29 protein-coding genes are annotated in these 18,911 nt (G+C 54.2%); 10 read left to right on the forward strand and 19 right to left on the reverse strand.

Annotated features, from left to right (window positions below; translation table 11 throughout):
• Window positions 1-223, forward strand: a 223-nt coding sequence (locus HMPREF2983_RS14135) for a hypothetical protein (RefSeq protein ID WP_210400364.1), incomplete at its 5' end; no start/stop codon positions are given.
• A gap of 73 nt (window positions 224-296) precedes the next feature.
• Here HMPREF2983_RS14135 and HMPREF2983_RS13430 read toward each other — a convergent pair.
• The gene (locus HMPREF2983_RS13430; protein ID WP_014224645.1) at window positions 297-488 is read right to left on the reverse strand and encodes a hypothetical protein; all 192 of its coding nucleotides are present in this window, start codon (window positions 486-488) and stop codon (window positions 297-299) included.
• Between the two features lie 456 nt (window positions 489-944).
• Here HMPREF2983_RS13430 and HMPREF2983_RS13435 point away from each other — a divergent pair, with 456 nt between their 5' ends.
• From HMPREF2983_RS13435 to HMPREF2983_RS05105, 9 genes are all read left to right on the forward strand, one after another.
• Window positions 945-1,160 (forward strand): hypothetical protein, encoded by a 216-nt coding sequence (locus tag HMPREF2983_RS13435; RefSeq protein WP_007366490.1) that lies wholly within the window; start codon window positions 945-947, stop codon window positions 1,158-1,160.
• An 11-nt stretch (window positions 1,161-1,171) separates the two neighbouring features.
• Window positions 1,172-1,393, forward strand: coding sequence for a hypothetical protein (locus HMPREF2983_RS05070; RefSeq protein WP_007366491.1), 222 nt, complete (start codon window positions 1,172-1,174; stop codon window positions 1,391-1,393).
• 13 nt (window positions 1,394-1,406) lie between these two features.
• On the forward strand, window positions 1,407-1,829 hold the full coding sequence (locus tag HMPREF2983_RS05075) for a PcfK-like family protein (RefSeq protein WP_007366492.1): 423 nt from the start codon (window positions 1,407-1,409) through the stop codon (window positions 1,827-1,829).
• Between the two features lie 2 nt (window positions 1,830-1,831).
• The gene (locus HMPREF2983_RS05080) at window positions 1,832-3,121 is read left to right on the forward strand and encodes a PcfJ domain-containing protein (protein ID WP_014224642.1); all 1,290 of its coding nucleotides are present in this window, start codon (window positions 1,832-1,834) and stop codon (window positions 3,119-3,121) included.
• 24 nt (window positions 3,122-3,145) lie between these two features.
• A complete protein-coding gene (locus HMPREF2983_RS05085; protein ID WP_007366494.1) occupies window positions 3,146-3,403 on the forward strand; it encodes a hypothetical protein in 258 nt (85 codons plus the stop codon).
• 20 nt (window positions 3,404-3,423) lie between these two features.
• Window positions 3,424-3,657 carry a DUF3873 domain-containing protein gene (locus HMPREF2983_RS05090; RefSeq protein ID WP_007366495.1) on the forward strand — a complete coding sequence of 78 codons (234 nt, stop codon included), beginning with the start codon at window positions 3,424-3,426 and terminating at the stop codon, window positions 3,655-3,657.
• A complete protein-coding gene (locus tag HMPREF2983_RS05095; protein ID WP_007366496.1) occupies window positions 3,654-3,899 on the forward strand; it encodes a DUF6956 domain-containing protein in 246 nt (81 codons plus the stop codon). The genes HMPREF2983_RS05090 and HMPREF2983_RS05095 overlap by 4 nt, the downstream gene beginning before the upstream one ends.
• Before the next feature lie 45 nt (window positions 3,900-3,944).
• On the forward strand, window positions 3,945-4,253 hold the full coding sequence (locus HMPREF2983_RS05100) for a hypothetical protein (RefSeq protein ID WP_007366497.1): 309 nt from the start codon (window positions 3,945-3,947) through the stop codon (window positions 4,251-4,253).
• Between the two features lie 117 nt (window positions 4,254-4,370).
• On the forward strand, window positions 4,371-4,592 hold the full coding sequence (locus HMPREF2983_RS05105; protein WP_007366498.1) for a DUF7688 family protein: 222 nt from the start codon (window positions 4,371-4,373) through the stop codon (window positions 4,590-4,592).
• A 63-nt stretch (window positions 4,593-4,655) separates the two neighbouring features.
• Here HMPREF2983_RS05105 and HMPREF2983_RS05110 read toward each other — a convergent pair whose 3' ends face one another.
• The 18 genes from HMPREF2983_RS05110 to HMPREF2983_RS05195 form a co-directional block, all read right to left on the reverse strand.
• On the reverse strand, window positions 4,656-5,183 hold the full coding sequence (locus HMPREF2983_RS05110) for a glycoside hydrolase family protein (protein ID WP_007366499.1): 528 nt from the start codon (window positions 5,181-5,183) through the stop codon (window positions 4,656-4,658).
• Window positions 5,180-5,683 (reverse strand): DUF3872 domain-containing protein, encoded by a 504-nt coding sequence (locus tag HMPREF2983_RS05115; protein WP_007366500.1) that lies wholly within the window; start codon window positions 5,681-5,683, stop codon window positions 5,180-5,182. Before HMPREF2983_RS05115 ends, HMPREF2983_RS05110 begins: the two co-directional genes overlap by 4 nt.
• Before the next feature lie 25 nt (window positions 5,684-5,708).
• On the reverse strand, window positions 5,709-6,578 hold the full coding sequence (locus HMPREF2983_RS05120) for a toprim domain-containing protein (protein WP_007366501.1): 870 nt from the start codon (window positions 6,576-6,578) through the stop codon (window positions 5,709-5,711).
• Between the two features lie 8 nt (window positions 6,579-6,586).
• Window positions 6,587-7,162, reverse strand: a complete 576-nt coding sequence (locus HMPREF2983_RS05125; protein ID WP_007366502.1) for a conjugal transfer protein TraO — start codon at window positions 7,160-7,162, stop codon at window positions 6,587-6,589.
• Between the two features lie 2 nt (window positions 7,163-7,164).
• Window positions 7,165-8,151: a conjugative transposon protein TraN gene (traN, locus tag HMPREF2983_RS05130; RefSeq protein WP_007366503.1), complete on the reverse strand. Its 987-nt coding sequence runs from the start codon at window positions 8,149-8,151 to the stop codon at window positions 7,165-7,167.
• 55 nt (window positions 8,152-8,206) lie between these two features.
• Window positions 8,207-9,556, reverse strand: coding sequence for a conjugative transposon protein TraM (gene traM, locus HMPREF2983_RS05135; protein ID WP_007366504.1), 1,350 nt, complete (start codon window positions 9,554-9,556; stop codon window positions 8,207-8,209).
• Entirely contained in the window at window positions 9,537-9,845 is a 309-nt protein-coding gene (locus HMPREF2983_RS05140; protein WP_007366505.1) for a TraL conjugative transposon family protein, read from the reverse strand. The genes traM and HMPREF2983_RS05140 overlap by 20 nt, the downstream gene beginning before the upstream one ends.
• Before the next feature lie 6 nt (window positions 9,846-9,851).
• Window positions 9,852-10,475, reverse strand: a complete 624-nt coding sequence (traK, locus tag HMPREF2983_RS05145) for a conjugative transposon protein TraK (RefSeq protein ID WP_007366506.1) — start codon at window positions 10,473-10,475, stop codon at window positions 9,852-9,854.
• A 31-nt stretch (window positions 10,476-10,506) separates the two neighbouring features.
• Window positions 10,507-11,511 carry a conjugative transposon protein TraJ gene (gene traJ / locus HMPREF2983_RS05150; protein WP_007366507.1) on the reverse strand — a complete coding sequence of 335 codons (1,005 nt, stop codon included), beginning with the start codon at window positions 11,509-11,511 and terminating at the stop codon, window positions 10,507-10,509.
• 3 nt (window positions 11,512-11,514) lie between these two features.
• Complete coding sequence (locus HMPREF2983_RS05155) at window positions 11,515-12,144, reverse strand: DUF4141 domain-containing protein (protein WP_007366508.1); 630 nt, start codon at window positions 12,142-12,144, stop codon at window positions 11,515-11,517.
• A 23-nt stretch (window positions 12,145-12,167) separates the two neighbouring features.
• A complete protein-coding gene (locus HMPREF2983_RS05160; protein ID WP_007366509.1) occupies window positions 12,168-12,548 on the reverse strand; it encodes a DUF3876 domain-containing protein in 381 nt (126 codons plus the stop codon).
• Window positions 12,549-12,597: 49 nt separating this feature from the next.
• The gene (locus tag HMPREF2983_RS05165) at window positions 12,598-15,102 is read right to left on the reverse strand and encodes a TraG family conjugative transposon ATPase (RefSeq protein ID WP_005850488.1); all 2,505 of its coding nucleotides are present in this window, start codon (window positions 15,100-15,102) and stop codon (window positions 12,598-12,600) included.
• On the reverse strand, window positions 15,099-15,431 hold the full coding sequence (locus HMPREF2983_RS05170; protein ID WP_007366512.1) for a DUF4133 domain-containing protein: 333 nt from the start codon (window positions 15,429-15,431) through the stop codon (window positions 15,099-15,101). The genes HMPREF2983_RS05165 and HMPREF2983_RS05170 overlap by 4 nt, the downstream gene beginning before the upstream one ends.
• Window positions 15,432-15,441: 10 nt before the next feature.
• Entirely contained in the window at window positions 15,442-15,753 is a 312-nt protein-coding gene (locus HMPREF2983_RS05175) for a DUF4134 domain-containing protein (RefSeq protein ID WP_009016663.1), read from the reverse strand.
• Between the two features lie 202 nt (window positions 15,754-15,955).
• Window positions 15,956-16,690: a hypothetical protein gene (locus HMPREF2983_RS05180; protein ID WP_007366514.1), complete on the reverse strand. Its 735-nt coding sequence runs from the start codon at window positions 16,688-16,690 to the stop codon at window positions 15,956-15,958.
• 20 nt (window positions 16,691-16,710) lie between these two features.
• Window positions 16,711-17,058 carry a DUF3408 domain-containing protein gene (locus tag HMPREF2983_RS05185; protein WP_028899187.1) on the reverse strand — a complete coding sequence of 116 codons (348 nt, stop codon included), beginning with the start codon at window positions 17,056-17,058 and terminating at the stop codon, window positions 16,711-16,713.
• 2 nt (window positions 17,059-17,060) lie between these two features.
• On the reverse strand, window positions 17,061-17,501 hold the full coding sequence (locus HMPREF2983_RS05190; RefSeq protein ID WP_007366516.1) for a DUF3408 domain-containing protein: 441 nt from the start codon (window positions 17,499-17,501) through the stop codon (window positions 17,061-17,063).
• 2 nt (window positions 17,502-17,503) lie between these two features.
• Window positions 17,504-18,553, reverse strand: a complete 1,050-nt coding sequence (locus HMPREF2983_RS05195) for a ParA family protein (RefSeq protein ID WP_007366517.1) — start codon at window positions 18,551-18,553, stop codon at window positions 17,504-17,506.
• Window positions 18,554-18,911 lie beyond the last annotated feature (358 nt).

Below are 18,911 nucleotides of genomic sequence, written 5' to 3' on the forward strand. Positions count from 1 at the left end.
AATAGGTTACGATTTAGTTAGTTATCTACTGCATCATCCTTCTGCGCGTTGCGTAACCTTCAAAGAACTCTTCGTATGCAAAAGTAACAATAAAACGGGAGATTTTGAAATGAATCTCCCTAATTTTTTCTTCTCATACAAGTTTTTCCGTAAAAGCGGTTTTGTCCGTCGGCACACCATCGCCCAAAAGGATTTTGGTCGAACGTATGCCGACTACGCATAAGCGGAGAAAAGGGCTTTACCTCACGCCTAAACAACAGTTTAGACTAATGATGCAAGGCCCATTTCTTTTGTGCTTATGCCAAAGAGGTGCTTTTACGGGTTTCTGACGATTTTTCTTTTTCCACTGTTCCTTTGAGCCGTAAGCGGAAAGCCGTGTCTGACCGCCCGATCCATAAATGGAACAAGCCGTCACACACGGCAGGCAAACCGGGAAGAATGATTTTATCCGTCCGACCGTACACGCTCGGCCAGACATATAAAATCATACTTCCTTGCCGGTGGTTTGCCCGGTTTCACACCTCCGGCTATGTCCCTTTTCCTTTTGGCGTTTTCCCTTTTTTACGGATTTCTCTTTTGAAGTTTTCCTGTCCAATCTGCCTCCACTTCCGTTTACCTCCATTTTCGCGTCTTTCAGTGAGCCGCATCAGATAGTCATTTCCGTTCTGGGCGCAAAGGTAATTCCGGGATTGGACGGGAATGCAAGGTCAAGCCTCCTGTTTTCGGAAAAAATCTCCAGCCCTGCGGGTAGTATTTTTCCCGAAAAACCTTGCATTCCCTAATCCCTACCTTTTCAAGCACCCGAAACGAAAACGACCGATGCGACAGAAAGACGCATAAAAAAAATGTCGGATAAACGAGAGGCAGATAAGATAGTTTGAAACTCAACTCCCTCAGCTCTTGAATCCGCATTAAAAAACAAAAAAATCAAAAACAGCGAAGATATGACGGCAACGGCAAATTTCAGACAAATGGCGCAGTACATAGGGCTTGCGATATGCGGCTTGATGGTACGCACCGCCTTCGGGATGTTCGGCATCTTTTGGGGCATTATTAGAGAGATTGTAAACGGAGTGTTCCGAGTGGCGATAGGTGTAATCGTGGCTATCCTTTCCACTATTGCCTTCTTCGGCTTCATCCTTTGGTTATTCACCCTTTAACCCCTACTGACATGGCAAAGAGAAGCAGCAAAACGGCAGCGCAGCAGTGCAGATACTACGAGGTGGACAACATCTTCGTGTACATGGTGGAAACGTACATCAACGGCAACATATCCGTGTTCCGTGAACTCTACCGAGAACTGAACAAGGACGCACGGAGGGACTTTACAGACTTCCTTCTGAGCGAGGTAGAGCCGACCTATTGGAGAGAAATACTGAAACAGACAATCTAAAAAAGACAGCGATATGAAAGGAACAGAACATTTCAAGAGAACGATACAGATGTATCTGGAGCAGCGTGCAGCGGAAGATACGCTCTTTGCGAGGAACTACCGCAACCCTGCCAAGAACATAGACGATTGTGTCACCTACATTCTCAACTACGTGCAGCGGAGCGGTTGCAACGGCTTCACGGACGGGGAGATATTCGGGCAAGCCGTCCACTACTATGACGAGAACGAGATAGAGGTAGGCAAGCCCATTCAGTGCCAAGTGGCGGTGAACCACGTTGTGGAACTCACGGCAGAGGAAAAGGCGGAAGCACGGCAGAACGCAGTCCGCAGATACCAAGAGGAGGAACTCCGCAAGTTGCAGAACCGCAGCAAGCCGAGAACCGCCACCAAAGCGACCGCACAAGAAGTACAACAACCCAACCTATTCAATTTCTGATTATGAAACCGAGAACACCCATACAGCAGGAAGTCGCACGATTGAGCGAGCGACTGCCGAAATTGACCGCCACACAGAGGGCTTACGCTTTCCGCCATTGCTTCAAACATTACGCCATCAAGAGGGCGGACGGCACGAACATCTGCACCGAGTGCGGACATTCGTGGAGGAGTGAACACAACCTTGCGGACACCGTTTGCGGATGCACCTGCCCGCATTGCGGCATGGAGTTGGAAGCGTTGCGCACCCGAAAGAGCGTGTTCAGCGAGAACGAGTATTTCTGCATCATCACCACCTGCAAGCAGTACCAAGTGATACGCTTCTTCTTCGTCAAGTCCCAATACAAGGCAGGGCAGGCAGCCGGGTATTCCATTTATGAAGTGGTGCAAAGGTGGATTTCGCCCAAAGGCACAACCGTCACCATTGCCCGACTGCGTGGAATGTCCATACTTTACTACGACCTATGGGCGGAATACAGCGACATGGAGGTACGCAAGAACAACAAACTCCGTGCATACGATATAAACCCCGTCTGCACCTATCCCCGACAGCGTTTCATACCCGAACTGAAACGCAACGGCTTCAATGGCGAATACCACAACATACTGCCTTACGACCTTTTCACGGCTATCCTTTCCGACAGCCGAGCCGAAACGCTGTTGAAGGCAGGGCAATACCCCATGTTGCGCCACTATATCCGCAGTTCCTTTGACATAGAGAGGTATTGGGCATCCGTAAAGATATGTATCCGCAACGGCTACACCATTGCTGACGGCTCCATGTGGCGTGACACCATAGACCTCCTGCGGCATTTCGGCAAGGACACGAACAGCCCGAAGTACGTCTGTCCCTCCGACCTCAAAGCCGAACACGACAGACTTATGCACAAGCGCAACAAGGAGATAGAACGCAAGAAGTTGGAGGAACGCATCCGCCAAGCGAAGAAACACGAGAAGGCATACCGCAAACTCAAAGGCATATTCTTCGGCATCGCCTTCACGGACGGCACTTTGCAGGTGCGTGTGTTGGAGAGCGTTGCGGAGTTTGCAGCGGAAGGGACGGAACTGCACCATTGCGTGTTTTCCAACTCCTATTTCCTTGAAAAGAACTCTCTTATCCTATCCGCTACCATTGACGGCAAGCGCATAGAAACGGTGGAGGTTTCCTTGAAGACATTGGAAGTGGTGCAAAGTCGTGGCTTGCACAATTCCAATACCGAGTACCACGACCGCATTGTAAACCTTGTGAACAGCAACGTGAACCTTATCCGCCAGCGGATGGAAGCGGCATAGTATCAACCTATAATACCCAATAGTATGGAAGTAAAAATTGAAAGCATGGTTTGTCTGTGGGACGATAAAATCCCCACGATGTTCCTTGAATTTGTGAACCTCCTCACTCTTGCAACGAGTGAGGAGCAGTTAAGACGGAGTGTAAAGAACTTTGCCGAGAAGCACGGACTTGACAGGTTTTTCCTTTACGGCTTCGGTTCCCACCATTTCTACCTGCACCAACGCTACACGAGCGACCCCGAAATGGTGATGAAGAACAGAGTTTTGTCAGTACATTTTTAACCACCCTAAAATCAACGATTATGGCAACACGGATGACCATCAACGGAGTAAGCACCTGCACGGAAGCAGGTACGGAGAAATACGAGCGTTTCCAATTAGGTATCGGCAGACGCAAGCGGACACTTGTGCAGTACGACTACCGCCACCCCACAGACGGAGAGTTGTTCTCTTGTGTCAAACCCACATTGGACGAGTGCCGAGAAGCACGGGATGAGTGGCTCACGGCAAAGGAAGGAAAGGAGGACAGACGATGAACGCAGCCTATCAAACGCTGATAGTGAAGTTCAGTGAGCCTATCAAAGTATTGGACGGCATCTTTGACGATGCCGAAGCGTGGGGAGTTGATACCCTAAAAGGGTGGATAGACGACTACGAGAGCAGCAGGTTTACCGCCATCAACAGCCATACGGCAGTCATCACAAGCGAGTACAATATGGAGTGCCTGATGGAATGGTTGAAACGAAACACACCCATTGCCGAGATAACAGAATGTTAAACAAGTTGGCGGTGTCCGCACCGCCAACCTACAACCAAGAAAAGCATGATAGCGAAGACTATTTTACAGCAGATAGGCGGCAGACGCTTTGCCGCCATGACGGGAAGCAAGGACTTTATAGATATGGGTAACGGACTGCGCATGAGCCTTGCGAGGAACAAGACGAGTGCCAACCGCCTTGACATCATCTACGATGCCGGCTTAGACCTCTACAATATGCGTTTCTACCGCAGGACGTTCAGCAAAAAGACATTCGAGTGCAAGACGAAGGACATCGAAACACACGATGGCATATATTGCGATATGCTGGAAGAAATGTTCACGATGGTAACAGGACTCTACACCCATTTTTGAGTGGCGGCGGACAAAGCCGCCCTACTTTCTTTCGGTGAGCATGACGGCGGACAAAGAAAGTAGCAAAGAAACCGCTGTCCCAATCTACGATAGTATTCACAAAAACAAGTTTCAATCATGGAAGAAATCAGACAGAACGGAAAAATCATCCTGCACAGCGATGACGGAACAAGCATAAGGATGATTTTCAAAAACCTCACGGGCAGGATTTTTCAAGGTCAGGAATATGTGGAGTATATCCGGCATATCGCAATCGGGGAGATGGGATTTTCGCCCGGCATCATAGAGCATTGCAGGGACGGTGAAGTAATCGGCAAAGGAAAAATCCCGAATGTATGAAAAGCGGAAACTCCGATGAAGTTGCGGCTTCATCGGAGTTTCATTTGTCAGGCATTTGCCATGTTACGGAATGTACAGCAGCGCAAACTCCGCCTTTCTCCGTTTGAGCAGCATGGCGTGCCGTTTCCCCTTGTAGTTGCAGAAAGCGATATATTCCCGGTAAATGTTCCTGTCGCCCGCCTCCAATTTTCGGATCAGCGTGCTTTTGGGTATCTTCCCGCTCCCCAAAAGCCGGTATGGACCGACATTGTAGGCGAGCGTGGCAAGGAGCAGACTGTCACGCCCGAACTTACGGAACATGGCGCAGAACTTACGCAAGTCTTTCCGCAGGAGTGCGTCCGCCTGCCGCTTCGTCATGGTGCGTGCCGAATACCTTTCCCCCGGCTGCACCTGATGACCCCAGCCCACGTATGGGTGGTGTTTCTCCGAGTGCCAGCCTTCAAAATACTTCGTACAGCGAACCGCCCGCTCAAAAGGCGGCAGGCGGTAGATTGCCGCCTGCCTGTCCGTCCCCTTCCGACGGCTGTCCCGTGCGGACACGGAGCAGACCGCCAGCAGCGAACAGAGGATAGCCATGAATACACGCATCATCTTGGCAGAGGTTTGTAATTGCCTATGGGGATGACGGTCTGAATGTCGTCCTTCACGTTCCGGTTGTTGAAGTCAAATTCCAATTCGTAGGAATTTTTGAAATTGTCCTCCACCACCACGATGAAGTTGTGCGCCTCGTCGCCCTCAGCCGTATAGTACAGCCGGAACTTCTCGTTTTCGAGCAGGTAGCGGTCATTGGGCAGAAAAGTAATGCCGCCCGCCATTTTCAGCGTGCCTTCCCCTTCGAACTGGAAATACCGGATGGTGTAGAGCGTGTTGGCGTAATCGCCCGTCCTTTTCAGTTCACAGCGGATTTCCACCGTCTGCCCCTTTGTGACCTTGTTCGGTACGGGCATCGTTTCCACCGTGAACGGATAGGATTGCTGGATGTCCATGTCATCGTCACACGATGCGAGCGTGAGCGACACGGCGGCGAACAGGCAGAGTGCCAACGCCTTGAAGATGGATATTCTCTTGTTCTTGTTGTTCAGTATGTTCATTGTCCTTTGATTTTTAAGTTATTGTTCATTTCTTTTTTGCTGTCAGTTGCAGATACTCGTTCAAGTCCTTGCAACCGTCATAGAGTGCGGAACAGTTACAGACACGTCCGCCGTAGTGTCCTTTGAGGGCTTCCAGCGTCCTCCGCCCGGCTTCGTCACGGTCGAGGAAGCAGTCGATGCGCCCGTACCCGTCTAAGTGTTTTACCGCCTTACCCACGTTGGCGACGGAGTTCAGCACAAGGCTGTCGCCTGTTTCCAATCCAAGCGTGGCAGCGGAAAGGAAGTCCATAAATCCTTCAAATAAACTGCACACGCCAGTCGGAGAACTTTCCATTTTGACCAGCGACACATCCTTCGGCGGCACGCAACCCTTGAAATAACGGCTCCGGATTTCATAGCCGCCAACCACGTTCTGGAAACCGATTGCGAAATACCGTTTTCCACGCACGCCGTAGTTCAAGCGGCAGCAGTGACGGGATGCAACGGCATAAGGGATGCCCCGTTCCGCCAGATACTCTGTTAATGGTGAGCGGAGCAGTGGGACGGCTTCCACCCCCTCAAAGGCAGGTTCGGACGGTTCCGGCAGGTACAACGGCTTTTCCGATGCGACAAACGGCATACGGGCGGTTTCCGCTATGAATCTTGCCTGCGCCATGAAGTCACCGCTTCGGGCAAACTCCCCGGCAAGCGTGAAGATGTCACCGCCCTTGCCCAAACCGAAGTCGTACCAGAGCCGTTTCGCCACGTTCACACGGAAAGAGGGCGTGCGCTCACTGCGGTACGGCGCACGATACCAAAGTTCGTTTCCGCTCCTTCGGACAGGCTCATGCCCCAACCGCGCGAGAAAGTCCGCGAGGGATATTTGCCTCATGGTGTCTATATCCGTCCGTTCCATGCCGCGTGTCAGTTGATGACGAACTTGATGCCCACCCCGAATTGGGTATGGAACTTCTTCGTGTCGCCACCCCACAGGCAACGCTCCCGGAGGTTGGCGAGCAGGGCGATACGGTCAGCCACGTAAAACTCTACATCGAGCGTCAGCGCACCGCCGTAGATGAAGGCGTCCCGGTCGTGCAGTGTCGAACCGTCATGCAGCACTTTTTCGCCCCAATTCACCGATTCATACCCGGCGAGAGCCGAAGCCCCCGCATAGACGAACACGATTTTACGGGCATCGGAAAGTATCTTGAAATAGTAGCCGCCTTCCGCCGTGAACTGCGCCACAGGTATGGCGGTGTCCTTGTACGGGTTGTTTTTCAGGAGATACTCACCTCCGAACACCCATTTGTTCCCCTTCTTCGTGTAGGTGGAGAGAGCCGCCCCGAAACTGTACCCGCCGTCGTTGCCGCCGGGTTTGAAGCCGTCCGCCAGATTCGCCCTGACCTCGATGCCCTGCATCTTCGGCAGGCATCGCTGGGCGTGCGCCTGCCCCGTGAACAGGGCAAGCGACGCGATGATTATTGCGATGTACTTTCTCATGGTCAGCGCACTTGAAGTTCGTTGATGGTATTGGCGCGCACCAAGTCCTCGTTCTCGATCACGAAGGACTGGTGACGGCCGCCGTTCTTCTCGTTCAGCTCCACCACGAGGCACTTGCCGTCGGGTATGGTGAACTTCGCCATCGTGAAGACCGTGCGTTCGCTTTTTTTGCCCGGCACGAGCGTGGCGTAGTTCTGCGCGCGGAGCGGCAGGATGATACGCTCCTGCACGGCGGTACGCTTCGCCACCTTCTTGTCCACGATTTTCCATGTGATGTAGTCCACATCGAAAGGCACGTTGCTCTGGTTCTTGATTTCCGTGTGGAAATACAGAAGCCCGTTGTGCGTGTAGATGCCTTTCAGAAGGTACTGGATGCCGAAACGCTTGCAGCCGATATGCTTCACCTCACGTTTGTTCTGCTTGTGGATGGACTTCATGATAAGGCGCACCAGCATCGGACTTTCGCTGCCTAATTCTTTCAGGTAGATTTCCTGCGCGTTGTTCGGACGGTTCACCGCCTCGCCGTCATGGATGAAGTCGCACATCTCCACGTTGAGCAGCAGCGGTTCGGCGGCGTATTTCACGTTGAAGGTGTAGAAACTCCCGTCCTCCGTGATGACGGACATGTTGGTTTCGTTCGGGAAATTCCTCACGGTAGCCTTCACACGGATGACGTTCTCCGCTCCGTCGGCTTTGCCCGCAATCAGGTCGGGCGAGCCTAAATCGACATAGCGCACCTCCGCCGGGAAGATGACATGCACGGTCTTGTCGTAGGTCACTTCCAAGCCGTGCGGGGGAACCATGCGGTCAAAGCCCAGCTTTCTCGTCAGACCGTGATACAGGTCGCCGTCCGCCTCCTTCTGCGGATAGACCTCTTTTGTCAAGGTCAGTTCTTCACTTCCGTTGGTCGTTTCAACGGTTACGTTTTCCTGCGCGTTGGCAGTTGCGATGCCCATAGCGAGGGCAAACATCATGATTACTTTTCTCATTTTACTTTGAATTTAGTGGGTTGTTGTTATTGATTGGATTTCTTATGATTATACATCAGTTCTTCTCCTGATAGAGCATGACCCTGTACCCGGCTTTCAGATGCACTTTGACGGTGCGCATCTTCTTGGCAATGTACTGGCTCGTGCCTTGTATCAGCCCCTTGCCCAAGTCGGAGGCGAGCTGCGCCCCGGCATTGGTGGAGATGTTGATGCTACTGCCGAGCGAACCGCCCATGTTGGCGGCAACCTCCCTGACGGCGTTCATCTCCATCGAGTTGGGGATGAATATGCCGGGCTGCCCGTCCGTGTCATAGACCTCCAACTCCACCGGGATAACCGTACCGTCGTGTTCCAGCGAGGTGATTTCGATGCCGAGCCGTTCACCCTGAATCTTGGCTGCGCCGACCACCACCGCATTACGGGGGATGATCCGGTCTGCTACCGCCATCGGCTCCAACAGCCGCAACCTGACCGCCTGCCCGTCCGTCACGCTCTGCGCCCCATAGACGCATGCCGGTATGGTGTTCCTGTCCGGTACGGTTGTAACGCCCACCGCCGTGTTGAAACTGCGGTTGCGTTCCTGCGAGAAGGAAGCGACAAATTCGGCATTGCTCATGGGCTGTCCGAGCGAGGACACCACCTGATGCGTCACTTGCCTGACGGGTTTTGCCGTGTTCTTTCCGGTTTTCTGCACGGGGGACGGCTCTGCGGTCTGTCCCGCTGCCGCCTGCGTGCCGTTCTGACCGCCCATGTACTTCGCCGCCAGTTCGTAGGATTTTTCCATGAGTGCCACCTGCTCGTCCATCGTGGAGCTTCTCTCTTTTCCGCTTTCCAGTTCGGATTCGAGGGTGGCGATGCGTTCCAGCAGCTCGTCCATCTCCGCATTGTCGTTCTTCGGCTGCTCGTAGAAGTTGCCGAGCGTGGCATTGAGGTCACGGTAGGCGGCTGCCGAGGACTGGATGGTCTTCGGTGCTGGCTTCACCGCCTCTTCCGTTCCGCCGGGATTGGCAAGGTCGAAGTCGCTGTCCCCATCCGCTTCCACCGTTTCGCGGTCGAACAGGTCGCCCAACTGCTGCATGGCGCGGCTGCGGTTCTCCTGCCGTTCCTCCATTGCCCCCTGCTCGTAGGCTTTCGCCTTGTCACCGATAATCCGGCGGTTCTCCTTGTCCGCATCGGGCATCTCGATGTTGTAGCCGCTTGTTCCCGGCTCCTGCTCCTTGCCGGAGGACGGGGCGAATATCAGCCACATAGCCCCGATGAATACCAGCACCATAGCGGGAAGCACTATCATTTTCTGGCGTTTCAGCCGTTGGGCTTCGGTCAGCGGCTTGCGCTCCTTTTTCGGCTTGTCGTTGCCGGGAGCCGCCTTGTTTTCGTTCTTGGGTTCATTCTTCGTCTGTTCCATATAAATAAGGTATTACATTGTGATTGTTATCCGGCTTCACGGACAGTTCCACCTGTCCGGCATGGTCTATCTCCATCCGGCTGCCGTCATTCCTGCCGATGTCATAGACGGCTTTACCGAAGGTGTAGAGGGCAAGTGCGGCGAATGCGATGAGCATCGCCAGCACGATGCGCCTGCGTGTCTTCGGCGGCAAGCCGTCCAGATACCCTTTGAGCCGTTCCACCAGCATTTTCTTTTTGTCGTGGAGTTTCCAGTACGCACTCCACAGTGATTTCTTGATTTTCTTCATGTCCGTTTACCTTTTGATGGTTTGTAAATCTTTGTTCTCGATGATGGTGAATCCCTCGATGGTGAACCCGTTGGGGTTGTCGTCCGAACGGGACGAGTTCAAGAGGCGGCACGTGGTCACGAGGCTGCGCTCTGTGACGTTGCTCTGCCGGATGATTTTCTGCGTGGCGTAGGTCACGGTGCGGTAGGGATAGCCGTTGAAGTCGCACACCACGCTGTCCACCTTCAGCACTTGGTTGATGTTACCGGCGATGATGCGGTTGTAGTACCCCTTCTCGGCGAAGTCCGAATAGTAGTTGTACACGCTCTTGTCTGCCAGCAGCAACGCACGCTTCACGTTGTGTTCTATCGCGCTCTTTTCGGGCGAGAGCGTGAAGAACAGCTCGTGGAAGCGGCGCACATGCTCCCTCGCTTCCGCCGGACGGTTCTGCGAGAGGTCCTGCGAGAGTGCCAGCATCAGCGACTTGCCGTTGTCCAGCACATAGATCTTTTCCCGCTGCCGCTCCGCGAAGCGGTAGGAACTCCACACGCTCCATACCGTTATCACTGCGCACAGCGAGAGGAAGACGATACCGAACAGGCGTATCTGCCTGAACGATGATTCGATGTTTTTGAGTGACTTGAATTCCATTTTACTTTTTCCGTTTATAATTCCACATTGATTATTTCAGCAGTTTCCCGGCACGTCCGACCATGTTGCCTGCGGTAGCACCCGCCACGCTTCCCGCCATGCCTCCGGCGCGTCCCGCCATCTGGTTCACGTTGCGCCCGTAGCCGCCCATGCCCCCGGCTTGGATGATCCAGCCCGCCACCGTCGGAATGGTGAAGTAGCCGATGATGCCGATTATCATGAACACGATATACACCCCGTCGCTGGAATCCAGCGAGAAGTTGGGGTCGGTCTGCATGCGCTCGATGTCGCTCTGGAGCATCAACACCTGAATCTTGGCGAGTATGGTGCTGAATATGTCCGACACGGGCAGCCACAGATAGACCTGAATGTAGCGGCATATCCACTGCGTGAGCGTGCTTTGGAAGCCGTCCCACACCGATATGGCGAAGGCTATCGGACCGAGTATCGCCAGCACCACGAGGAAGAAGGTGCGGATGGTGTCTATCACGAGGGCGGCGGCTTGGAACATCAGTTCCAGTATCTCGCGGAAGAAGTCGCGGATGCCCTTCTTCATCTTGTACATCCCCCGGTCGATATACATCCCCGCCATCGTCACCATGTCGGAGGGCGACCAGCCCAATTCCTCCAGTTGCTTGTCAAACTCCTCGTTGGACACGAGGTAGGCGGTTTCGGGGTTGCGCACCATCGCCTCGTATTCCAGCCTGTCCTTCTGCTCCCGGTACTTGTTCATGTCCAAAGTCTGCGTTTCGAGCAGTTTCGCCGTACCCTGCACGACGGGCGAGAGGACGCTGTTTATCGTGCCAAGCACCACCGTAGGGAAGAACATGATGCACAGACCGACGGCAAAGGGACGGAGCATCGGGAAGACGTCTATCGGTTCGGCTCTCGCCAACGACTGCCATACCCGGTAGGCGACATAGAAGAGCGCGCCCAGCCCGGCGATGCCTTTCGCCACGCCCGCCATGTCGGCGCACAGCGGCATCATCTGCTCGTAGAGCGAGCGGAGAATCTGGTGAAGGTTGTCGAACTCCATAGGCTACCAGTATCTTTCGTTCATGCTCCCGTACAGCCCCATGATGCGGTCAAGGTCGTTTTTCTTCTTCGCACGCAGGTAGCTCACGCTGATATTCTTGTTGGTGTAGTAGCTCACGAGGTTGCGGTAACGCTTCATCTTGGAGTGGCAGCGTTCCACCACGTCCATGCGCTCCTTGTCCGTCATGGAGAGCGTGGTGATGTTCACCACGTTCTTCAACTCCGTAAGCACGTCATTGGATTCCTCCAGCAGCTTCGTGTACCCGAAGGCGATGGCTCCGAGTTCCTCCACCGTGAAGTTGTCGTCGCGCAGCATCTTCTGGAAGCTGGTCACGTAGATGTCCGTGATGTCGCCTACCATCAGTATGGTCTGCTGCACCTTGCGGGCGTCCTTGACCAGATTGTTCACGGATTTGAGGGCGTCGTAATACTTCTTGCCCTGCTCGTAGATTTTCACCGTTTCCTGAAAGTTATTCACCATGTTCGTGGCGGTCTTCGAGGTGTGGATGATGTTCTTCGAGGCATTGATGATGCCCTGCGCCAGATTGCCCGGATCGCTCACGACCCATTGGGCGGAAGCCCTGCCCGCGAGAAGCAGGCACAGGCAGATGACGAATGTTATTCTTGTTCTCATGTTTCTTTGGATTTTAGCGGTTCTTATTTTCCTGCCGGAGTTTCCGGCTGCGGCTTCACACGCACGTAGTCCCCGTTCGGTGAGAAGGTCAGCACGTCGGTGGCTTCGTTATACGCCACGTCGATGCGGAAGCCGGTGTTCATGAACAGGTTGCCGTTCTCCTCCTGCAAGAGGTAGGTTTCCGGTTTCAGCCTGCGGCGGATGCCGCTCCGTTTGAATACCGTCACCTTGTAGGCTTCGCCCTCCTTGTAGATAAGCACGTCGGGCTTGCCCTCCACGCTTTCCCAATTCCCGCACAGCAGGTCGCGGCGGTTCTCCGCCACGTCGCAGGATTGCAGCACCATGACCGCCAATCCGATCAGACACTTGCTGACTTGCAGCATCTTCATTCTTGATATGCTCATACGCTTTTCTTTTTTCGTTGATAAATCTGTTTTACCGATTATTGATTACTTACTGCTTGTTTCTCCGTCTTTCGGCAAGCTGTCGGATGGCGGCTTCGATGTCGCCGCCCAATTGCTCCGCCAGACGGTACACCTCCACCTTTTCCGTTTCCTCGGTGGTGTACGCCAGATACTCTTCCGCGCTCACCTCGGTGGCATAGACCGCCGACTGCGTGCCGCCCAAGCCTATCCACACCTCCTTGTAGAGCCGTGAGGGGTTGTTCGCCATGTTGATGGAGAGTATCTGCGACTTCTCCTTCTCCGTCAGTCCGAGCAACGCCTGAATCTGGTCGAACTTGTTCATGTACTTGCGCTGGTCAAGCAGGATTTTACAGTCCGAGTTGTTGATGATGCTCTCCTTGACGACGGGCGAGGAAATGATGTCGTCCACCTCCTGCGTCACCACGATTGCCTCACCGAAGTATTTGCGCACCGTCTTGTACATATAGCGCAGGTAATCAGCCATGTTCGCCGACGAGAGAGCCTTCCAAGCCTCTTCCACGATAAGCTGCTTTCTCACACCTTTCAGACGCCGCATCTTGTTGATGAAGGCTTCCATGATGATGATGGTCACTACCGGGAACAGTTCGCGGTTGTCCTTGATGGAATCGATCTCGAAGACGATGAACCGTTTGCCCAGCAGGTCGATGTTCTCCGCCGAGTTGAGCAGGAAGTCGTAGCGTCCGCCCCGGTAATACTGCCGCATGGTGGTGAGCATGTTGTCGATGTTGAAGTCCTCCTTCTCCACCTTGATGTCGCGTTCCGCCAGTTCCCTGCGGTAGTCGTCGCGCATGTACTCGTAGAAGGTGTTGAACGAGGGGACGATGCTCCGGTCAGCCCTGATGCGCTCGATGTAGGCACTCACGGCACTGCCCAATTCCCCGCTTTCGGTTTTCGTCACCTTGTCGTCCTCCGACTTCCAGAGCGTCAGCAGCAGCGTCTTTATGCTGTCCTTTTTCTCCACGTCGAACACGTAGTCGTCGGTATAGAACGGGTTGAAGCTGATGGGCTTCTCCTCCGTGTAGGTAAAATACACGCCGTCCGTGCCGCCCGTCTTGCGCCGTATCATCTCGCATAGCCCTTGATAGGAGTTTCCCGTGTCCACCAATACCACATGCGCGCCCTGCTCGTAGTATTGCCGCACGAGGTGGTTCATGAAGAACGACTTGCCACTGCCCGAAGGACCTAATACGAACTTGTTACGGTTCGTGGTGATGCCCCGCTTCATCGGCAGGTCACTGATGTCGAGGTGCAGCGGTTTTCCCGTGAGCCTGTCCACCATCTTGATGCCGAAGGGCGAGAGCGAGCTGCGGTAGTTGGTTTCCTCCGTGAAGAGGCACACCGCCTGTTCGATGAAGGTGTGGAAACTCTCTTCCGCCGGAAAGTCCGCCGCGTTGCCGGGCATAGCCGCCCAATAAAGTGTCGGGCAGTCGATGGTGTTGTGGCGCGGCACGCACTCCATGCTTGCCAGCTGGCTGCCCACGTCGTTCTTTATGTGCTTCAGCTCTTCCGCGTCGTCGCTCCACGCCATGACGTTGAAGTGCGCCCGCACCGAGGTCAGCCCGTAGGAGTGCGCCTCGTTCAGGTAGCGGTCTATCCACTCGCGGTTGATGCTGTTGCTCCGGCTGTATCGGGATAACGACTGCATATTCCTTGCGGACTTCTCGAATTTTTGAAGGTTCTCCTCGCTGTTGTCGATAATCACGTACTGGTTGTAAATGTGGTTGCAGGAGAGCAGCAGCCCCACCGGGGAGGCGAAGGAGAGGCGGCAGTCCGAGCGGTCGGTGGAGAGTTTCTCATACCGTGTGTCGGTAGCCACCGTGCCGGGAAGGTCTTCCGCGTCGGACAGGGTGTGCAGGCACAGGCGATTGTCGCCGATGCGCATCTCCCGTGCCGAGAGGTCTATGTCCTGTAACGTGGCGTCGCCTTCGGGCATGAGCGAGAAGTAACGCTCTATCAGTCCGGCTTTGCCGTCTGTCCCCACGATCTCGTCGGTGGAGAGGCGGCGCAGCCTGACAAAGCCGCTGTCGTTGATGATGCGCTCGAACTGTTCCGCAGCCTCCATGAACTTCGCGGCTGTTTCCTTGTCCAGTTCCTTCGGGATGATATGCCCCCGGCACAGCGTGCTGAAATTGCTCTGCATCCGGTTACGCTCCTTCGTCGTCTTGGTCAGGTAGAGGTAGCACGTGTGCTTCAGGTACGGTCGCTCGTTGAAGTGCCGCTCGAAAGAGCGGCTCAAAAAACTCATGTCGTCCTTGTGAAGTTCCGGCGTGTACTTCTCCTTGATGAACCAGTCCTGCTTGTGGACGACGGAGAAGTCCGGCAGCACCTTGATCGCCTTGCACCAGCAGCCGTGTATAGCCTCGTACTCCGCACCCGTCACGGTATAAAGCTCCGGCAGTTCCACCTCGAAAGCCACCGTGATGTCGGCGTCTTTGGAGATGATGCAACCTTGCTCCACCGCCAATAGCGGGAACTTGTTTTCCAGTGTTGTCATTTTGGATGTATTCCTCATGTCGTTTCTTCCTTTCGTTTCCGTTTGAATAATCGGGTGATCCGCCGCCGGTTGATAAGGTATCGGGGATGGCTCCTTGTTGCCCCTAATTTCATCAGTCCGTGTTCGCCGTACCGGGCGTTCAGCGCGAAGGTCTGCCATACGAGGATGGAAGACGATGCCACGCCGAAGCCGATACATACCCACTGGTCGATGCCGACCATGTAGAGGATGACGAACAGGACGAAGAGAGCCAGCAGACCTCCGCAGAAGATGAAGAGGTACTGAGCCTTCAAACCCTTGAACTCTACCGGACGGCCGATACCCTTGTTTATCGGGTATTCAGCCATACATTGTTTATTAAAGGAAGAATGAGCGCAGGATGGTGGCGGCGACAATCAGGAAGATGCACGCCCCGAACCACGAGGCGGCAGTCTTGGATGTGTCGGGATCGCCGGACGAGAATTTCCCATACACTTTCACGCCCCCGATAAGCCCGACTACCGCGCCGATGGCGTAGATGAGTTTCGTGCCGGGGTCGAAGTACGAACTCACCATAGAGGTGGCTTCGTTGATGCCCGCGATGCCGTTTCCCTGCGCGAAGGCGGAGGCGGTTGCGGCAACCAGAAGTGCCGCAGAGAGGATAAGTTTCTGTCTGTTGTTCTTGTTCATAAACTGTTCTTGTTTTGTGCCGTCCAAAGGGTGGATGGTCCTTTGTCGGGCGGTTGATACTCGATTACTTTACTTTGGTTTAGTGGGTTGCCCGTTTGTTTCTACGGACTTGGGTGTGTCCGTTGCGAATTGGCTGTACCTTGTACCGCCGTGCGCGTGGGTGATGCCGTCTTACGTTTTCATTCTCATTCTTTTTTAGTCGTTATACATAGTTGCGGATGTCGAAGTTCTCAATACTGTCCGGGACGACAAAATCCTTTTTCGGTTTATTCTTCTTCAGCCGGATTTCGATAAGTCCCTTGATGCGGATGCTCATTTCAGACGAGCCGGTCATCAGCTTCTCGTACAGCTCCGTCCCTTCCATGTCGGTGAAGACCTTTGCCGCCCGCTCCCGTTCCGTCGTTGTCGCTTCCGGGTTCTTGGCGGTTCTGACCGCATCGTCTATCTCGTCGAAACTGCTTCCCGATGCCCTCGGCGCGTCGGGCGTTTCTTCCTCCGGCTCGTCCTCCCCGAACTCCAGTTCCGAAGGCGTGAGGCTCGTGAAGGTTTCGTCGAGTTTATCCTCCGGGACTTGTGCGGGACGGGACACGGTTTCCGTGTTTCCGTCGTCAAAAGTAGTCTCTTCCTCCGTCAGCTCAATGCCTTTTTCCGAAGTGGCGGCTTCTTGCGTCGGTATGGCAGCGGTTGTCCGGGGCGATGCCATCCTGAAACGGCTCTTGCCGATGATGTCCGGGGTGTCTGCGGGCGGTGTGTCCCTTACCGTTTCGGGCTTTGCCGCCGTGCCGCCCAACGACCGCCACACTCCGGCTATGCTTCTTAGGAAGCGGACAAGTCTGGTTTCCATGATCCTGTCATAAAGGAGCAGGAACAGGAACCACAGGTTGCAGCCGACCGATACGGTCAGCAGAATATCAGTCATGCTTATTGTTTCACTCATGCACGTTCTCTTTTTGAGGGTTAAAATACTGCGTCGTAATTCTGGGCGTAAAGGCTCTTTATCGCCTCCTCGCACTGGTTGAAGTGGTGCGTAAGCACATGGTCGATGTAGGCGGACAGCGACAATTTGTCATGCCCGATCACACGGGTGATGCGCATGATGCGGTCGTGGTACTCCGGACGCACATACGCCATCTTTCCCTCGCGTGCCTTCACTTCGGCTTCACGGATGAACAGCCGTTCATAGTCCTTTTCACCGCATTTGCCGCCTAACGGCACGGGGGATAGGATTTCCACACTCGCCTGCACTTGGGCAAGCATACCGCCGCCGTCATGCTGCGGACTTCTGTTTTTCTGGTTCTTTTCCATATTCAAATCAAGTCTTCACGTTGTTTCTTGTACAGTTCGTTTATTTTCTCCTTGTGCTGTTCCAGATGTTGGCGCAGCACGGTGTCCACGTAGCCGCCTACCGAGATTTCACGCCCGGCGATGTCGTTCACGATTTTGAGAATCTTGCTGTGGACATCGCGGCTGATATAGACGCACTGGCGCGTCTTTATCTCGTTGCGGCGGAGGAACAGCCCGGAATAGTCGTCCTCCTGCCGTTTGCGGCGGACAGTGTCCCTCTGCGGTTTTTCCTTTGCCGTGTATTGCGCGGGCGGCGGTTCCGTTTCAGGGACGCTTTTTTCTTCGGGAGCAGGCGCGGGCGGCTCCTGCGCGTGGTACAGGGTCCCGTCCTGCCTGCGTCTGCCGATGGAGGCTATCAACAGTTCCTCGTCAATGCCTTCGGTGTTCACTTTCCTGCTGCCCATGATTATTGAGGTCTGATGATACGGCTTATCTCTTCCGAGAACTCACGGATGCCGCTCCCTTTCAGCAGGGACGCATCCATCGGGAAGATGGTCGAGCGGAACACGCTCTTGCGCTCTTCCGAGAGGTCGCGCCGGAACTTCTTGCTGTCGGGCAGGCGGGTGGACAGCACCGGCAGCCCCATCTCGGCGATCACATCCTCATACAGGTCGTAAAGCCCGTTCTTCTCCCTGCCGTCCACCATCGTCCAGAACAGGTACAGCCCTTTTGTTTTCGCCTGTCCCGTCGTCATGAGGTTGTCACGGAACATCACAGCGAATTGCAGGGTGCTTTCCACGACAAAACGGTCGGCACTCATGGGCGCGAAGATGTAGTCCATCTGCGAGAGGGTCTTGACCACGCCGTTGCTTTTCAGGGTTCCCGGCATGTCGAAAAACACGATGTCGGGTTTCACCTCTTCTTCGGCAAGCATCCTTTCGGCATCATCGAGGGCGTTAAGGGCGTCGCTTGCGATGACCGGGTAGGCGTTCTTCCTTATCTTGCGGAAGTGGTCACACGCGAGTGCCTTGAAATAGAGGCTCCCGCCGATAAGTCCCGTTTCACGTTCACGCAACCCGTGTATGCTGTGCTGCGGGGTGTCGCAGTCTATGACTGCGACATTGTGTCCTTTCACGTTGTGGAGGTAGTTGGCGGCAAGTGCCGTGACGGTGGATTTGCCGATACCCCCTTTCTGTGTTGCGAATGCAACGAATGTTTCATTACTCATGGTTCTGTTGGTTTTAATGGTTGATGAATTGTTTTCCTGCTCCGATACGGAATCGGTGACATGTATATCCGCGTCCGCGAATCTCTGACTGTCCGGTTCGTCACGTATCCGCTTCAACGGTGGGGCAGGGATTCGGATAACTGATGAATGACGACATTGCGTCATGAAGTCATTGAATCCGTGAATCACCGCGTCATTGTAAAACCGGGTATCCGAAGGTTCGGGTATCCGGTCAGGCAAATAGCCGCCGAAGCGGTTTGCCGGGTATTTGAAAGCCTCATTTTTCATATCTTCAAATCGTTCGTTTCTTGAATCATGCTGCAAATAAACAAGGATATTTTTGAACCTGTATCACTTCCCCGACAAGTGGCGGCATGTTGCGCCGGTTGGCACTGATTGTCCGGGTCAAGCCTCTGTCCGATACCGCTTTAAGGGCGTAACTTTGCACCCGAACGGCAGGGTTCGCCGCAGGTGGCGCAGCCCGGAGTTTGAAAGGCATTCCCCCAATCCGGCCCCGACGGATTTTTATGTTCGCCTGAACATAGCAAGATGTCTTTTCAGCCGCTCAAAACGTTTTGAGCAGCCACGAAAAGCACTTGCCCTTGCAGGGGGCGGGCTTCCTCTCCGAAGTCGGGAAGCTTTTCAA

Source organism: Prevotella sp. HMSC077E09 (assembly GCF_001814685.1).
GTDB lineage: Bacteria > Bacteroidota > Bacteroidia > Bacteroidales > Bacteroidaceae > Prevotella > Prevotella oris.

What these genes read in the sequence shown, in the direction of transcription:
- HMPREF2983_RS13430 (WP_014224645.1), bottom strand. Translation starts at nt 488, where the DNA reads ATGATTTTATATGTCTGGCCGAGCGTGTACGGTCGGACGGATAAAATC.
- HMPREF2983_RS13435 (WP_007366490.1), top strand. Translation starts at nt 945, where the DNA reads ATGACGGCAACGGCAAATTTCAGACAAATGGCGCAGTACATAGGGCTT.
- HMPREF2983_RS05070 (WP_007366491.1), top strand. Translation starts at nt 1,172, where the DNA reads ATGGCAAAGAGAAGCAGCAAAACGGCAGCGCAGCAGTGCAGATACTAC.
- HMPREF2983_RS05075 (WP_007366492.1), top strand. Translation starts at nt 1,407, where the DNA reads ATGAAAGGAACAGAACATTTCAAGAGAACGATACAGATGTATCTGGAG.
- HMPREF2983_RS05080 (WP_014224642.1), top strand. Translation starts at nt 1,832, where the DNA reads ATGAAACCGAGAACACCCATACAGCAGGAAGTCGCACGATTGAGCGAG.
- HMPREF2983_RS05085 (WP_007366494.1), top strand. Translation starts at nt 3,146, where the DNA reads ATGGAAGTAAAAATTGAAAGCATGGTTTGTCTGTGGGACGATAAAATC.
- HMPREF2983_RS05090 (WP_007366495.1), top strand. Translation starts at nt 3,424, where the DNA reads ATGGCAACACGGATGACCATCAACGGAGTAAGCACCTGCACGGAAGCA.
- HMPREF2983_RS05095 (WP_007366496.1), top strand. Translation starts at nt 3,654, where the DNA reads ATGAACGCAGCCTATCAAACGCTGATAGTGAAGTTCAGTGAGCCTATC.
- HMPREF2983_RS05100 (WP_007366497.1), top strand. Translation starts at nt 3,945, where the DNA reads ATGATAGCGAAGACTATTTTACAGCAGATAGGCGGCAGACGCTTTGCC.
- HMPREF2983_RS05105 (WP_007366498.1), top strand. Translation starts at nt 4,371, where the DNA reads ATGGAAGAAATCAGACAGAACGGAAAAATCATCCTGCACAGCGATGAC.
- HMPREF2983_RS05110 (WP_007366499.1), bottom strand. Translation starts at nt 5,183, where the DNA reads ATGATGCGTGTATTCATGGCTATCCTCTGTTCGCTGCTGGCGGTCTGC.
- HMPREF2983_RS05115 (WP_007366500.1), bottom strand. Translation starts at nt 5,683, where the DNA reads ATGAACATACTGAACAACAAGAACAAGAGAATATCCATCTTCAAGGCG.
- HMPREF2983_RS05120 (WP_007366501.1), bottom strand. Translation starts at nt 6,578, where the DNA reads ATGGAACGGACGGATATAGACACCATGAGGCAAATATCCCTCGCGGAC.
- HMPREF2983_RS05125 (WP_007366502.1), bottom strand. Translation starts at nt 7,162, where the DNA reads ATGAGAAAGTACATCGCAATAATCATCGCGTCGCTTGCCCTGTTCACG.
- traN (WP_007366503.1), bottom strand. Translation starts at nt 8,151, where the DNA reads ATGAGAAAAGTAATCATGATGTTTGCCCTCGCTATGGGCATCGCAACT.
- traM (WP_007366504.1), bottom strand. Translation starts at nt 9,556, where the DNA reads ATGGAACAGACGAAGAATGAACCCAAGAACGAAAACAAGGCGGCTCCC.
- HMPREF2983_RS05140 (WP_007366505.1), bottom strand. Translation starts at nt 9,845, where the DNA reads ATGAAGAAAATCAAGAAATCACTGTGGAGTGCGTACTGGAAACTCCAC.
- traK (WP_007366506.1), bottom strand. Translation starts at nt 10,475, where the DNA reads ATGGAATTCAAGTCACTCAAAAACATCGAATCATCGTTCAGGCAGATA.
- traJ (WP_007366507.1), bottom strand. Translation starts at nt 11,511, where the DNA reads ATGGAGTTCGACAACCTTCACCAGATTCTCCGCTCGCTCTACGAGCAG.
- HMPREF2983_RS05155 (WP_007366508.1), bottom strand. Translation starts at nt 12,144, where the DNA reads ATGAGAACAAGAATAACATTCGTCATCTGCCTGTGCCTGCTTCTCGCG.
- HMPREF2983_RS05160 (WP_007366509.1), bottom strand. Translation starts at nt 12,548, where the DNA reads ATGAGCATATCAAGAATGAAGATGCTGCAAGTCAGCAAGTGTCTGATC.
- HMPREF2983_RS05165 (WP_005850488.1), bottom strand. Translation starts at nt 15,102, where the DNA reads ATGAGGAATACATCCAAAATGACAACACTGGAAAACAAGTTCCCGCTA.
- HMPREF2983_RS05170 (WP_007366512.1), bottom strand. Translation starts at nt 15,431, where the DNA reads ATGGCTGAATACCCGATAAACAAGGGTATCGGCCGTCCGGTAGAGTTC.
- HMPREF2983_RS05175 (WP_009016663.1), bottom strand. Translation starts at nt 15,753, where the DNA reads ATGAACAAGAACAACAGACAGAAACTTATCCTCTCTGCGGCACTTCTG.
- HMPREF2983_RS05180 (WP_007366514.1), bottom strand. Translation starts at nt 16,690, where the DNA reads ATGAGTGAAACAATAAGCATGACTGATATTCTGCTGACCGTATCGGTC.
- HMPREF2983_RS05185 (WP_028899187.1), bottom strand. Translation starts at nt 17,058, where the DNA reads ATGGAAAAGAACCAGAAAAACAGAAGTCCGCAGCATGACGGCGGCGGT.
- HMPREF2983_RS05190 (WP_007366516.1), bottom strand. Translation starts at nt 17,501, where the DNA reads ATGGGCAGCAGGAAAGTGAACACCGAAGGCATTGACGAGGAACTGTTG.
- HMPREF2983_RS05195 (WP_007366517.1), bottom strand. Translation starts at nt 18,553, where the DNA reads ATGAAAAATGAGGCTTTCAAATACCCGGCAAACCGCTTCGGCGGCTAT.